Here is a 14,773-nt window from a genome sequence, read left to right as displayed (position 1 = left end):
CGGTCCGCTCCTATCAATGAAGGAGCTTATCTCGCGGCATCATTCACAAAAGAAAAGGTGGGATGTTCGTCGCGCTCACGATGTAACTGCAGGCCTGGAGCGGTTTCACCCGCGCGTGCTTTCGCTTTATGAGCGAGGCGGGCTTGTGTATTCACAACTGAGCGAAGTTTTGCACCAACTGGTTGGTGGTAGGCGCGAGCCCGTTCCGTTGACGGAAGGACCAGTTTCTTCCGCTATTTACTCTGACCGCGTTATCATTGGGCGAGAAACTGTCGAGATCCGGCACGAGGCTGAAAGCCGCTATGCCGGTATACTAAGTTTCAAAGAATATCCAGCTCGCACCAGAACAGGCATGCTCGATGGGGTGCTCTCGAGTCCATTTGAATTTATCCTGACGCAATCCTTTGCATTCACCTCAAAATCAGACGCTCGATCGATCCTGGGCCGTAAGCAAAATCAGATGCTTAGCAGTGGTGACAAAGCAGCATCCCAGATTGGTGATCTCGAGCAAGCGATGGACGACCTTGAATCAAACCGATTTGTTCTGGGCGGGCATCATCTTTCGCTTGCCGTCTTTGCTTCCTCCGTCAAAGATCTCGCCGACAACCTCGCCAAGGCGCGGGCAAGTCTTACGAGTGGTGGGGCCGTCGTTGCACGCGAAGATCTTGGATTAGAGGCCGCCTGGTGGGCACAGCTTCCTGGGAATTTCCGCTACCGTGCACGGTCCGGGGCGATTACATCGCGTAATTTTGCAGCGCTTTCACCCTATCATTCGTATCCGACCGGTCAGAAGGACAATAACGAATGGGGGCCAGCTGTCGCGCTATTGAAGACGGCTTCCGGGTCGCCGTTTTATTTCAATTTTCATTACGGCGATCTCGGCAACACCTTCATGTGCGGACCATCGGGGACCGGTAAGACGGTCATCATCAACTTCATGCTTTCTCAACTCGAAAAACACGATCCTCATGTTGTGTTCTTCGACAAGGATCGTGGAGCCGACCTTTATGTGCGGGCCGCCGGCGGAACATATCTTCCGCTCAAAAATGGTAGTCCGACCGGATGTGCTCCTTTAAAGGCGCTCAAGCTCACACCTGAAAATAAAGTGTTCCTTGCTGTGTGGGTTGGCAAACTTGTTCGCTCCAATGTTCGAGATTTGACCGTAACCGAACTGCGTGACATCGCTGTTGCGATCGATGGCCTATCAGATCTGCCTAGAGAGCGCCGAACGATTGGTGCACTACGCACATTCTTGAACAATACCGATCCTGAAGGGATCGCTGCTAGGCTTTGCCGTTGGGAACGCGAAGGGCCGCTTGGCTGGGTCTTCGACAATGACGACGACGATATTGGCCTCAACGAATTTGCCCCGATGAGGGCAGGAAGGGGCGGGAAGTTCGTCGGTTACGACATGACGGAGTTTCTCGACCATGAAGAAATCCGTACGCCCCTTATGGCTTATCTGTTTCATCGTGTCGAACAGCTGATTGATGGAAGGCGCATACTCATCGTTATCGATGAGTTCTGGAAAGCGCTGCAGGACGATGGCTTTCGCGATCTGGCGCAAAACAAGCTCAAAACCATCCGCAAGCAAAATGGTCTGATGCTGTTTGCAACACAAAGCCCGCGCGATGCGATTATCTCTCCAATTGCACATACGATAATCGAGCAATGTCCGACGCAGATTTTCCTCCCGAATTCGCGCGGTAATCACGCTGACTATGTCGATGGGTTCAAGCTTACCGAACGTGAATACGAACTGATTGCGCGCGAACTATCAGTCGAAAGCCGGCAATTCTTGTTGAAACAGGGGCACAACAGCGTCGTTGCAGAGCTCGACCTGAACGGCCTTGATGATGAACTGGCTGTTCTTTCCGGTCGTACCGGAAATGTCGAGCTTGTCGATACGATCCGCGCTGAAATCGGAAACGATCCTGCGGACTGGCTTCCAGTTTTTCAGAAAAGAAGGAGTGCAAGTTGATGGCTTCCTACAGACGCTTTTGCGCAATGATGGCTACAGTGCTGACCTTGTCGACAGGAGCTGCGATGGGGCAGGGCATTCCTGTCATTGATCAAACAGCGATAGCCAAACATCTGGAAAGCATCGCGCAGTTGAAATCGCAGCTCGATGTTCTTCATCAGCAAATTGAGAAGGCCGAAGAGCTTTATACCTCTTTCAACAAGCTGACAGACATGGCGGATGTCGCACAGGTTCTCAATGATCCAGCGATCCGAAAAGCCCTTCCGCCGGAATTTGCTGCCGTAGAAGGATTATTCGAAGGCAATGGCAGCGGAGCGTTGAACGATGCTGCAACAAAATTCCTCGACAAAAATACGACCTACAAAACCTCTGCTGACGATTTTTACGCAAATGAACTGTCCCGTGTGCAGAACAAAAATGCCGGCCAGATGGGGATCGGTCAGAAAATTTACGACGCCGCAACAAAACGCATCGAAGGAATTGATGAACTCCGTCAGAAAGTTTCCACGGCAAGTGAAGCCAAGGAAATTGCCGATTTGCAAGCAAGGCTCCTAGCCGAGCAAGCCTTTGTGCAAACCGATGTGCTGCGTATGGAAGGCTTGCGCATGGTTCAGCAGGCGCAAACGCAGGTTGATGATCAGCGCAAGGCAGAAGATTGGCGCCGTCGCATGGATGCAATGAAGGGGGCGCTGAAATGAAAAATTTCCTGATCCTGACAGCGTTCGTCCTCCTGTCCGCATGCACAGAGAAAGCAGAAGCGACCTACACGGTCGAAGACTTGCTGGCCGATCACAGAATGCTGTCGCGCATTCTCGACAAGTGTCGCAACAATCCAGGTAAGTTGCGCAATACGGTCAATTGCATGAATGCCGAAGCGGCCAATAGCAAGTTGCGTTTCCAGAATATACGCAAGGCGCTTGGAGGCTAGCACCGTGTATCACGTTTTCGAGTTTATTGATGGACAATTCAAGCGGCCGTTGGAGATGTTCATATCCGATGGGACGTCGAATATTGCCGAATGGCTTTCAGGCCCGCTTACCGTTGCCGTGACCCTTTACGTTATCCTGTTTGGTTATCTTATCTTGCGCGGTTCGGTGCATGAACCCATCCTGGATTTTGCTTTTCGCGCAATCAAGCTTGCGATCATCGTGACGCTGGTCAAGAACGCCAGCGAATACCAGACCTATGTCACCAATATTTTTTTCGAACAGCTGCCGCGCGAGATTTCGCAAGCACTTAATTCCGGTGCCGCGCCGAGCGCATCGACCTTCGATAGTCTGCTGGATAAAGGACAGAACTCAGCAACCGACATCTGGTCACGATCCTCCTGGCCCATCGATATTGTAACTGGTGTTGGCGGATTATTGGTGATTGGCGTCAGCTTTCTTGTCGCGGGAATAGGCTATGTCGTTTCACTTTATGCGCGATTGGCACTAGCCATCGTGCTGGCGATCGGCCCAATCTTCATCGCATTTGCCATGTTCCAGTCGACGCGACGCTTCACAGAGGCATGGATCGGACAAGTGGCAAATTTTGTCATTCTTCAGGTTCTTGTCGTCGCTGTTGGAGCGCTGCTGATTGCATGTCTCGACACAACTTTTACAGCAATCGAGGGCTATTCCGATGTCTTGATGCGCCCCATCGCGCTTTGTGCCGTCGGCATTGCCGCTCTTTATGTCTTTTATCAGCTTCCAGGCATCGCTTCGGCCCTAGCGTCCGGCGGAGCGTCTCTGGCTTACGGCTATACAGCTTCACGCGATGCGCATGAAGGATTGCTTGCCAAGGCAACATCGCGGAGCGTGGGGTTCATGGCTCGCGGCACCCGCATGATGAGAAGAGCATTCTGAGCGAAGGAGATCTGCGTATGACCTCGTCTGCGGCGATAAAAAACAGGTATTTATCAGTGATCAAGCCGACCTTGGTTCTCGGGTTCGCGGTCGCACTTGCCAGTTGTTCGTCGCTGACAAATTCCTTGCCAAAATGTGATGGAAATGCGCGAAGACCACTGAATCGCGCAATGTGGCAATGGGAAAAATCGAGTGCACTGCCGAAGTCCAAAGCGGAATCCATCACGCGCTTTGTTGATGAACGCAAACCATCCAGGGCTTTTGATCATTTCGATATTGAAGCTTCTTTTGGCGATTGCGAGGATTGATGGTTACGACAGACAATCTCAAAAGCTATTTCGAGAAAGCGCGTCGCTTTGATCAAGACCGCATGATTCAGGTCGAGCGATCAAATCGCTTGGCGTGGTCGATCGCAATTGCGTCCGCTATTGTTGCCGGCATATCAATCATCGCCGTTGCGAGCCTTGCGCCGCTGAAAACTGTCGAACCTTTCGTGGTTCGTGTCGACAATTCTACCGGGATCGTTGATGTCGTTTCAGCGCTATCGGCGACCGCTGGCACTTACGACGAAGCCGTGACCAAATATTTTGCGGCAAAATATGTTCGTGGACGCGAAGGCTATGTCTGGAGCGAAGCCCAGGAGAATTTTCGAACAATTGCGCTTCTCTCTACGCAAGCCGAACAGGCGCGGTTCGCAGCTACTTATCGTGGCAGCAATCCGCAATCACCACAAAATGTCTATGGCCGTTCTGCACGGTGCGGATTAACATCGTCTCCATCGCGCTCATTAATCAGAACGTTGCATCGGTACGCTACATGCGTAGCGTAACCCGCGGTGAAGAAGTCCGGACAACACATTTTGTTGCGACCCTCACCTATTCCTACGCCAACGCTCCGATGTCATCGACAGACCGACTGGTGAACCCGCTTGGTTTCGCTGTTAGCGAATATCGGGCAGATCCGGAGGCAATCGATTGATGCGTTTTCCAATCATTGTCACATTTTTTCTGGCATCATCTGTGCCCAATGTCCTCGCGCTGGAGATACCGACAACAGCATCGCAGGACAGTCGGGTCCGTTTTGTCAGTTATCAGCCTTACAATATCACAAGGATCATCGGGTCCTTGCGCTCCTCGGTTCAAGTCGAGTTTGCTCGGGATGAGGAAATTGCACATGTGGCCCTTGGCAACAGCGTTGCCTGGGAAGTCGCACCAGCCGGTAATATCTTGTTTTTAAAACCACGAGAAAACCAACCGGTTACCAATATCTCTGTTGTAACGACACGTCGGGACGGGTCTACGCGCAGTTACCAGATGGAACTTAAGGTGCGGGAGGGTTCGGTAGAAGTCGGAGAGAATACTTACTTTTATGTGAAATTCAGATATCCGCAGGAGGAAGCCGAACAGCGTCGCCAGCAAGCTGCGGCCCAGGCGCGCAAAGCCAAAGCCAAAGATGCTGACGATGTGCTGTCGCTTCACGAGGCATATGGTCCGCGCAATTGGCGGTACTCTGCACAAGGGGCAGAGGCACTGGAGCCACAAAGCGTCTACGACAACGGTAAAATCACAACATTCTCCTTTGCGGGCAATCAGGAAATGCCTGCGATCTATATGGAAAACTCCGACGGGTCGGAGAGCCTCGTGCCCAAAACTGTCGATGGCAATCTGGTCATGGTCCATGCGTTAAGCCGTAAATTCATTCTGCGACGAGGCAAAGATGTGCTGTGCGTATTCAACGAAGCCTATGACCGGATTGGCATCAACCCTGCCACAAACACGACGTCTCCTTCAGTTGAGCGCATCGTGAGACCGGATCTGGTGGGGCAGAGGAAGAAGTGATTAAGATGGCCGAGATTGAGGAACATCAGATCCCAGGCGAACGCGCCGAAACGGCTACAGCTACACGCATCGACAATAATCCAGTTCTCAAGCGCGGTGCGGTTGCACTCGCCATTGTGTTGTTTATTGGCTTTGCTCTGTGGTCGACATCTGGAAACAAAACAAAGGACAACAATATCCAGACCGAGCGCGTCGTGATCCGCCAAACGACACCCTTTGAGGCGGCAAGAGAAAAGACAGAGCCGGTTGAAGAAAAGCCGGTGGTAAAACTGCCAACACCGGTCCTTGAAGACCCCATGCCCCAAGTGGACGAATTGCTTGATGCCGCCCGTCGTGCGCCCGTTATGGCTTATAGCGGGGGACAGAAAAATTCGGCCTCACGAGGCGAAGGCGGGAACGGCAGTAATGCGGTACCAGATGGGAATTTTGTGCCAATCGATGGCAATTTTATTGGCCAGAACCAGCAAAATGCTGACGAACAACGGTTCGAAAATCTGCTGCGACCGACCCGACTTGAGGGATCGCGCGCCGGTATGCTCGGAAATCGCGATTTCATCATCGCCATGGGTAGTTCGATCCCTTGTGTGCTCGAAACTGCACTTGCCTCTGATCAGCCGGGGTTTGCAAGCTGCGTGATCAACCGCGATGTTTTATCCGATAATGGCCGCGTGGTGCTGATGGAAAAGGGAACCCAGCTTGTCGGGGAATATCGTGGCGGTCTCCAACGGGGTCAAAAACGACTGTTTGTGCTTTGGAACAGGGCGAAAACGCCTCAAGGTGTGATCGTCATGCTTGCCTCGCCAGCAACCGATGCGTTTGGCCGCGCTGGCGTTGGTGGTCAGGTCGATACGCATTGGTGGGAGCGCTTTGGCAGTGCGCTTCTCCTTTCCGTCGTCGGCGATGCGACAAGTTACGCGAGCAGTCGTCTGCAAGACGGCAATTTTCATGCACAGAATACCGCAGATGCCGGCAAACAGGCTGCTGCCATTGCAGTGGAGCAATCAATTAATATTGCCCCGACACTCAACAAGCATCAGGGGGAATTGGTCTCCATCTTTGTCGCTCGCGATCTCGATTTTGCAGGCGTTTACCAGCTTCGTGTAACCGAACCTAGAAATCGCATTCTCGATCGGGCAACTTTGGGTGATTTCCACCCGCCATCGACGCTTGTGACAAAATAGGTGGACAAATGGCTGAAGCCCAGGACAGTACCGTCGTTCGTGAACTTCTAAAGCCTCTCGCGGTCTTTCTGGATGATTGCTCGTTATATGAGATCATTGTCAATCATCCGGGTCAGGTGCTGACGGAAGGGCCGGGTGGTTGGCAGATACACGATCTTCCTGGGCTATCCTTTGAAAAACTCATGCGCCTTTCCCGGGCGGTGGCGAGCTTTTCCCATCAAACCATCAATGAAATGCGACCGATACTTTCGGCAACTCTTCCAGCTGGCGAGCGAATTCAAATTGTCATTCCACCTGCCACCACGAAGGGAACGGTCAGCATCACGATCCGCAAACCATCATCGCTCGATTTTACGCTTGATGATCTGGACGCCAATGGCTTTTTCTCTCATCCGCAAACAAGCTTTCGTGCCCTTTCAAAAGAGCAAGAACGTTTACAAGAACTCTACAAAAAAGGGCAATTCAAGGAGTTTCTTCGTCAAGCTGTTATCGCGCGGAAAAATATCATTATTTCTGGTGCGACAGGGTCCGCAAAAACCACTCTTTCAAAGGCTCTTATCAAGCATATTCCACAACACGAGCGTGTTATTTCGATTGAAGACAGCCCGGAACTTGTAATTTCCCAACCAAATCAGGTGCGTCTGTTTTATTCAAAGGGCTCGCAGGGGTTATCGAATGCAGGTCCGAAGGAATTACTCGAATCGTGTCTGCGAATGCGTCCCGATCGTATATTGCTGCAGGAACTCAGGGATGGAAGCGCGTTTTATTATATTCGCAATATCAACTCGGGCCATCCAGGATCCATCACAACAGTTCATGCAGATTCTGCCAGACTTGCTTTCGAGCAACTGACTTTACTAGTCAAGGAATCGGAAGGGGGAAGTGCACTCGAACGCGCTGACATCCGACGTATGCTGGAGATTTCGGTTGACGTTGTTGTGCAATGTAAACGCACCGATGGAACGTTCCGCGCTGCTGAAATTTACTTCTCTGGCTGTGCGAACGATTGAGCACAATTGGAGGCGTAATAATGATTAATTCTGCTTTCTCGTCGCCCCAATTTGAACCTTTACCGTGCTGATATCGCGTTTAATCGATTCTATTGTCGCGGTTGGGTTTTTTTGGTTGGCAGCAACCTTTCCGATCGCATAAGCAACGAGGAGCTGGTTCCGGGAGTGCTTGTAATTGTTGCAAGCCTTTCATGAACCTATCCTGCAGTAAGGAGGCCATGATGGCGAAGTGGGTGTACACGTTCGGCGACGGCAAGGCAGAAGGCGCGGCGAGTGACCGCAATCTTCTCGGCGGCAAGGGAGCGAACCTGGCTGAAATGAGCAGCCTTGGCCTTCCGGTACCTCCAGGCTTTACCATCACGACCGAAGTCTGCACCTATTATTACGATCATGACCGCACCTATCCATCCGAATTGAACGAACAGGTTCGGGCGGCTCTGGACCATATCGCGAAAGTGACGGGGCGCAATTTCGGCGATGCCGAAAAGCCGCTTCTGGTGTCCGTGCGTTCGGGGGCGCGTGCGTCCATGCCGGGCATGATGGATACGGTGCTGAACCTTGGTCTCAATGACCAGACTGTACAGGCCATTGGTCGTGAAGCTGGGGAGGAGCGCTTTGCCTATGACAGCTATCGCCGCTTCATCCAGATGTATTCGGATGTCGTTCTGGGCGTCGATCATGGCTTCTTCGAAGAAATTCTTGAAGACAAGAAGGCCGATCTCGGGGTCGATGTCGATACGGCGCTGACGGCGGAAGACTGGAAGGATGTCATCGGGTCTTACAAGGCAAAGGTCGAGGAAGAACTCGGTCAGCCTTTCCCGCAGGACCCGCGCGAACAGCTCTGGGGCGCCATCGGCGCCGTCTTCTCAAGCTGGATGAATGCGCGCGCCATCACCTATCGGCGGCTGCATAATATCCCGGCGGCCTGGGGCACGGCGGTTAATGTGCAGGCGATGGTGTTTGGCAATATGGGTGAGACCTCTGCGACTGGCGTTGCGTTTACACGCAATCCTTCGACAGGCGAGAAGAAGCTTTACGGCGAGTTTCTCGTCAATGCGCAGGGTGAAGATGTCGTTGCCGGTATCCGCACGCCGCAGAACATCACCGAAGAAGCGCGCATTGCGGCCGGTTCCGACAAGCCATCGCTTGAAAAGGTAATGCCGGAAGCTTTCGCCGAATTCCTCAAGGTCGCTGATCGGCTGGAACAGCATTATCGCGACATGCAGGACCTCGAATTCACCATTGAACGCGGCAAATTGTGGATGCTTCAGACCCGTTCAGGCAAGCGCACCGCAAAGGCGGCATTGAAGATGGCCGTAGAAATGGCAGGCGAAGGCCTCATTTCCGAGGAAGAAGCGGTTCTGCGCGTCGATCCGGCAGCGCTTGACCAGCTTCTGCACCCGACCATTGACCCGCGTGCGGAGCGCCAGATCATTGGTCAGGGCCTCCCGGCATCACCGGGCGCTGCAACTGGCGAAATCGTCTTCTCTTCGGAAGAAGCCGAACAGGCAAAGTCGGAGGGCCGTAAGGTCATTCTCGTTCGCATCGAGACCAGCCCGGAAGATATTCACGGCATGCACGCGGCAGAAGGCATTCTGACGACACGCGGCGGCATGACCAGTCACGCAGCTGTTGTCGCACGCGGTATGGGCAAGCCATGCGTTTCTGGTGCGGGGTCGCTTCGCGTCGATTATCGCAATGGCGTCATGCTGGCAGCAGGCCAGACCTTCAAGAAGGGCGATGTCGTTACCGTCGATGGCGGCACCGGGCAGGTCCTGAAAGGCGCTGTGGCCATGCTGCAGCCCGAGCTTTCCGGCGATTTCGGCAAGCTGATGGAATGGGCTGACCGGACCCGTCGGATGAAGGTTCGCGCCAATGCAGAAACCCCGGCGGATGCCCGCACGGCGCGTTCGTTTGGTGCTGAAGGCATAGGGCTCTGCCGTACTGAACACATGTTCTTCGACGGAAGCCGCATTGTCGCCATGCGCGAAATGATCCTTTCCGACAATGAAGAAGGCCGCCGCACCGCTCTCGCAAAGCTTTTGCCGATGCAACGTTCGGATTTCGTCGAACTTTTCGAGATCATGAAGGGGCTCCCGGTTACGATCCGTCTGCTTGATCCGCCATTGCACGAGTTCCTGCCGCATACGGACGAGGAAGTCGCAGAGGTTGCCCGGTCGATGGGTGTCGATGCGGCAAAGCTGCGCGAACGCGCGGATGCCCTGCATGAATTCAACCCGATGCTGGGCCATCGCGGCTGCCGTCTGGCTGTATCCTATCCGGAAATCGCGGAAATGCAGGCACGGGCGATTTTTGAAGCTGCCGTTGAAGCAGGCAAGAAAACCGGCGAACACGTGGTGCCGGAAGTAATGGTGCCGCTGGTTGGTCTGAAAGCCGAACTCGATTTCGTCAAGGCGCGCATCGACGCCGTTGCCAAGGAAGTCATGGCCGAGGCGGGCGTCAAGATCGACTATATGGTCGGCACGATGATCGAACTGCCGCGTGCAGCCTTGCGCGCTGCCGAAATCGCCGAAACGGCTGAGTTCTTCTCGTTTGGCACCAACGATTTGACGCAAACGACATTCGGCATTTCACGCGACGATGCGTCCTCGTTCCTGACTTCCTATCAGAAGCGTGGTGTGATCGAACAGGACCCGTTCGTGTCGCTCGATCTCGAAGGCGTTGGTGAACTGGTGGAAATTGCCGCTGAACGCGGACGAAAGACCCGCGAAAAACTGAAGCTCGGCATCTGCGGCGAGCATGGTGGTGATCCGGCGTCGATTACCTTTTGCGAAAAGACAGGTCTCGACTATGTTTCCTGTTCGCCGTTCCGCGTGCCGATTGCCCGTCTTGCCGCTGCGCAGTCGGCCATACGCAAGGTTTGACAGCACGTCACAATTTGGCTTAGCTGCCGGAATAATCTCCGGTGGTTAAGCCATTTTCAGAAGATATTGTCATGCTTCGTTTTATTGCTTCGGCAGGAGCCGTCATTCTCGCCACGACTGGCATTGCCAGCGCATACGATATCTCGCCGCAGGAGCGCGCGGAGAATAAGGCTGCGCACGACACGATCAAGATCGTTGAGCCGCAACTGCATATCGCGCGGGGTGGTGCTGCATCGCCTCAGGTGGCACTGACGCTTGATGCCTGCATGGGCAAGACTGACCATCGCATTCTGGACATGCTGGTGCAGAATCGTATTCCAGCGACGATCTTCGTGACGGGGCGATGGATAAAGCAGAACCCGGTCGCCATGGCTGTTTTGAAGGCCAATGTCGATCTGTTCGATATCGAGAACCATGGCGCAATGCATGTTCCAGCCATTACCAACGAGCCGAAAATGTATGGCATCAAGACAGCAGGATCACTTGAGGCGGTTCATCTGGAAATCGATGCTGGCGCGACGGCGATCACTGATGCCGGAGTGTCGAAGCCCGTCTGGTATCGCGATGCGACTGCCCGTTATTCGACCGATGCCATCAAACTGGCAACAAGCATGGGCTACAAGATCGGTGGCTATTCGCTGAATGGCGATCAGGGCGCTTCGTTGCTGGCGCCGACGGTTGAGCGCCGCATCGCTGCTGCGCGTGACGGCGACGTCATCATCTCGCATATCAACCAACCAACGCGGTCGGCGGGTGAAGGGGTGGCCAAAGGCGTCCTGGCCTTAAAAGCGAAGGGGATGAAATTCGTGCGGCTCAAGGATGTCGAGACGACTATGACACTCAACCCAGTTGCTCCGCACAATCTTCATGCGGGCGTTCCAAAGCCCGTAGCGCCGAAATAATCCCATTCAGGCGCCGTTGACTTTTTCCTTCGGGGAAAGACTTTTCATGACGGCGGCGTAGTTGCGGCCAAGGCTTTCAAAAACGGCATTTTCGCCGGTTGGCGGTTCAACGGACAACGTCGTGCCGTCGTTGCGCAATGTGACGAAGATAACCTGATCTTCCGGTTGCCCGGCAATGGCAATTGCACCGATGCGTTGTGCTTCGCTGGTGTCGAGAGCAGGCATATTGAACAGAACTTCGCCGCCAACGCGTTCTGCGGCCTTGGCGAGCGCGGAATCAAAACCTTCGATAAGGACGTCGATGGCTCCAAGCGCAAACTCCAGTTCGACGGCTTCAAGCGTCATCGCATCATCTGCGGTTGTGCCGTCCGATGCCTGGTTGCCATTTTGAAGGGCGCGATCCATTCCGTCCTCTCCGACGATTGCAATATAAGCCCCCACATACGCAATCATGCCTTCTGTTAGCGGTTGCTGCAATGCCTTTTTATTTGATTTACCTAGCTTTTTTTCACTTATTCTTAAAGCTGGTGATCTTTGCAGGCTAAGAACGCATCCCGAAAAGTGCAAAACGGTTTTCGGATCAGATGCGTGCTGAACAAACAATTGGAGCGCCAATCTGCCGTAATCAGATTGAATTGCGCCCCTGGAGGGTGCTGCCCCTAATGCGATTTGCCTAATCTATCAAGCACGCCAAACGTGCATTAGCTGTTGCTTTTGTAGATCGCTAAATATTCCCTCGACAGGTTTTGATCGCGGTCAATGCTCTTTCATCCCGAATCTTCGACGTTCCCCTCATCACAAGTGAATTGGTGTCGGAGGGCACATGAAACTGATCTGGAAAGCGGCGGTCGGCGGCGCGGGTGCGCTAGCCGCAGCTTGGCTCTTTGCGCTTTCAACACCCCATTGGCTGACGGCGAAACACGAAGCCGCCGTCGATGTCACCGACAAGGCTTTGATCGAAAAAGGCGAGTATGTCGCCCATGCGGGCGACTGCGCTGCGTGCCATACGGCTCCGGGAGGTAAGGCGTTTGCGGGCGGGCTTGGCATGCAGACGCCGCTTGGCACGATTTATTCCACAAACATCACGCCAGACAGTAAAACCGGTATCGGCGGCTACAGCTATGCCGACTTCGAGCGCGCCGTACGGCAGGGAGTGCGTCAGGATAATGTCCATCTTTATCCGGCAATGCCCTTTGTTTCCTATACGGTCGTTAATGACGAGGACATGAAGGCGCTTTATGCGTTCTTCATGTCGAAGGTGGAGCCGGTACAACAGGAAAACCAGCCCAGCACCTTGCCGTGGCCAACCAATATGCGCTGGCCACTCGCCTACTGGCAGCTTTTCTTTGGAAATTCGCGTCCGTTCGAAATTGCAGCGGACACTGATCCGATGATCGCACGCGGTGCTTATCTGGTCGAGGGGCTCGGTCATTGCGGCGCGTGCCATACGCCACGTGGTCTCGCCTATGAAGAAAAAGCGGTGAAGAACGATCCGAAGGGCAAGTTCCTGTCCGGCTCAGTTCTGGAAGGCTGGTATGCGAAAAACCTGCGCGATCAGGATACAGGCCTTTCGACGTGGGCCGAAGACGAGATCGTCACCTTCCTCAAGACCGGGCGCACCGATCGCACGGCGGCGTTCGGCTCAATGGCCGATGTCGTGCAGCATTCGACCCAATACCTTGCAGAAGATGATTTGCGTGCGATTGCCCGTTATTTGAAGTCGCTGCCACCAAGCGAAGGACGCGAACGTGAATGGCAACCGAAGGAAGATGTGACGACGGCGGTCCTCAAGGCGGGAGATTTCAGTGCACCGGGCGCTTTGTCCTATGTCGAGCAATGTTCGGTCTGCCATCGTATGGACGGTAAGGGCGCACCGCGCATCTATCCGGCGCTTGCTGGCAATTCGATTGTCTTTGCCGATGATCCAAGCTCGCTCATTCAGGTCACTCTGACCGGGGGCAGGACGCCTGACACGCCAGCGGACAAGATGGCTTTCACCATGCCGGGCTTTGCCAATCTTCCGAACTGGCAGGTCGCCGAAATCCTGAACTTCATTCGCAACGGCTGGGGCAACCACGGCGCTGCCATAACGGAGCAGGATATCGCGCGTATGCGGCGTGAAATCGCTCACAAGCCCGTCCATTACGTTCCGGAGAACAAGCAATGAAAAACAGTACGATTGTCGTTCTTGGTGCCAGTTTTGCCGTGGCAGTAACGGGTGGCGCATTCCTCTTCAATCACCTGCGGCCTTCGCTGGATGCCCCGGCTCCCAAAGCCTATGCGGTTCTGGACAAGGATAAAAATCAGGTCGGAACCTATGTCATCCCGCCGGACCGTGACATTCTCAAGCAGCCGAACGCGCCTGAAATCATGCACGGCAAGCGGTTGCTCAACGAAACCGCGCGGCTTCTGCCCGACAATGTCGGCAACGGCCTGAATTGCAACTCCTGCCACATGGGGCAGGGCAAGATGGATAATGTTGCTTCCTATATCAACAGCAGCAATTTCTATCCCGCCGTCATGCCCCGTGCTGGCAAGGAAGTCGATCTGGTGATGCGCATCAATGGCTGCTTCCAGCGTTCGATGAACGGCAAGCCGCTGCCGCCTGACGGGGCCGACATGAAGGCGATGGTCGCCTATATGGACTGGCTTCGGCAGGATGTGAAAAAGGGCACCAAAGTGGCGATCCGCAATGCCGGTCCCATCGATGAAAGCCTTGTTCCCGATCCAGTCAACGGCGCCAGAATCTATGCCGCACAATGCTCGACCTGTCATGGTGCGGGTGGCGAAGGCATGAAGGACCAGGCCGGTGACTATATCTTCCCGCCGCTCTGGGGGGATGAAAGCTTCAACATCGGGGCCGGACTGGCCCGGACTTACAAGGCGGCGCAGTTCGTCAAATATGCGATGCCGCCAGCCCAGAACTACAATCTGCCCATCGGGCAGGGCGGTGTTCTGACCGATCAGGAAGCCATTGATGTGTCGGAATATTTCACCCACATGCCGCGTCCAGACTTCGCAGGCAAGGTGAAGGACTGGCCCAATATGAAGAAGCCGAAAGATGCGCGTTACTAGAGCATTTCCAGCAAAAGTGCGAAGCGGTTTTGCGTGGGACAATGGGACGAAACA

Annotated in this window: 12 protein-coding genes and 2 pseudogenes; 13 read left to right on the top strand and 1 reads right to left on the bottom strand. The window is 54.1% G+C overall.

Annotation, left to right across the window (positions count from 1 at the left end; all coding sequences use genetic code 11):
- Positions 1–64: 64 nt before the first annotated feature.
- From MKS82_RS06835 to MKS82_RS06785, 11 genes and pseudogenes are all read left to right on the top strand, one after another.
- Positions 65–1,981: pseudogene (locus MKS82_RS06835) on the top strand (VirB4 family type IV secretion/conjugal transfer ATPase); the annotation flags it as partial.
- A complete protein-coding gene (gene virB5, locus MKS82_RS06830) occupies positions 1,981–2,679 on the top strand; it encodes a P-type DNA transfer protein VirB5 (RefSeq protein WP_176037294.1) in 699 nt (232 codons plus the stop codon). The pseudogene MKS82_RS06835 and the gene virB5, both read left to right, overlap by 1 nt.
- Complete coding sequence (locus tag MKS82_RS06825) at positions 2,676–2,909, top strand: EexN family lipoprotein (RefSeq protein WP_176037259.1); 234 nt, start codon at positions 2,676–2,678, stop codon at positions 2,907–2,909. Before virB5 ends, MKS82_RS06825 begins: the two co-directional genes overlap by 4 nt.
- 4 nt (positions 2,910–2,913) lie before the next feature.
- The gene (locus tag MKS82_RS06820; RefSeq protein WP_176037260.1) at positions 2,914–3,828 is read left to right on the top strand and encodes a type IV secretion system protein; all 915 of its coding nucleotides are present in this window, start codon (positions 2,914–2,916) and stop codon (positions 3,826–3,828) included.
- A 17-nt stretch (positions 3,829–3,845) separates the two neighbouring features.
- The gene (locus MKS82_RS06815; protein WP_235969095.1) at positions 3,846–4,136 is read left to right on the top strand and encodes a hypothetical protein; all 291 of its coding nucleotides are present in this window, start codon (positions 3,846–3,848) and stop codon (positions 4,134–4,136) included.
- Positions 4,136–4,806: pseudogene (locus tag MKS82_RS06810) on the top strand (virB8 family protein). The gene MKS82_RS06815 and the pseudogene MKS82_RS06810 overlap by 1 nt, the downstream one beginning before the upstream one ends.
- A complete protein-coding gene (gene virB9, locus MKS82_RS06805; RefSeq protein ID WP_176037262.1) occupies positions 4,806–5,666 on the top strand; it encodes a P-type conjugative transfer protein VirB9 in 861 nt (286 codons plus the stop codon). Before MKS82_RS06810 ends, virB9 begins: the two are co-directional and overlap by 1 nt.
- A 5-nt stretch (positions 5,667–5,671) precedes the next feature.
- Positions 5,672–6,847, top strand: coding sequence for a type IV secretion system protein VirB10 (virB10, locus tag MKS82_RS06800; protein ID WP_176037263.1), 1,176 nt, complete (start codon positions 5,672–5,674; stop codon positions 6,845–6,847).
- 8 nt (positions 6,848–6,855) lie between these two features.
- The gene (gene virB11 / locus MKS82_RS06795; RefSeq protein ID WP_176037264.1) at positions 6,856–7,857 is read left to right on the top strand and encodes a P-type DNA transfer ATPase VirB11; all 1,002 of its coding nucleotides are present in this window, start codon (positions 6,856–6,858) and stop codon (positions 7,855–7,857) included.
- A 221-nt stretch (positions 7,858–8,078) separates the two neighbouring features.
- Entirely contained in the window at positions 8,079–10,742 is a 2,664-nt protein-coding gene (gene ppdK, locus MKS82_RS06790) for a pyruvate, phosphate dikinase (protein WP_240578571.1), read from the top strand.
- 71 nt (positions 10,743–10,813) lie between these two features.
- Positions 10,814–11,644 carry a polysaccharide deacetylase family protein gene (locus MKS82_RS06785; RefSeq protein ID WP_240578570.1) on the top strand — a complete coding sequence of 277 codons (831 nt, stop codon included), beginning with the start codon at positions 10,814–10,816 and terminating at the stop codon, positions 11,642–11,644.
- Positions 11,645–11,650: 6 nt separating this feature from the next.
- On the opposite strand, the gene MKS82_RS06780 is transcribed toward MKS82_RS06785, so the two are convergent.
- Positions 11,651–12,049 (bottom strand): hypothetical protein, encoded by a 399-nt coding sequence (locus MKS82_RS06780; RefSeq protein WP_240578569.1) that lies wholly within the window; start codon positions 12,047–12,049, stop codon positions 11,651–11,653.
- Between the two features lie 418 nt (positions 12,050–12,467).
- On the opposite strand from MKS82_RS06780, the gene MKS82_RS06775 reads away from it, so the two are divergent.
- Both MKS82_RS06775 and MKS82_RS06770 read left to right on the top strand, forming a co-directional pair.
- A complete protein-coding gene (locus tag MKS82_RS06775; RefSeq protein ID WP_240578568.1) occupies positions 12,468–13,811 on the top strand; it encodes a c-type cytochrome in 1,344 nt (447 codons plus the stop codon).
- Entirely contained in the window at positions 13,808–14,719 is a 912-nt protein-coding gene (locus tag MKS82_RS06770; RefSeq protein ID WP_240578567.1) for a c-type cytochrome, read from the top strand. Before MKS82_RS06775 ends, MKS82_RS06770 begins: the two co-directional genes overlap by 4 nt.
- Positions 14,720–14,773 lie beyond the last annotated feature (54 nt).

Origin of the sequence: Ochrobactrum sp. A-1 (genome assembly GCF_022488005.1) — a bacterium.
Taxonomy (GTDB): domain Bacteria; phylum Pseudomonadota; class Alphaproteobacteria; order Rhizobiales; family Rhizobiaceae; genus Brucella.
Note: the sequence above shows the minus strand (reverse complement) of the source record. Positions and strands in the feature narration are given on the sequence as shown.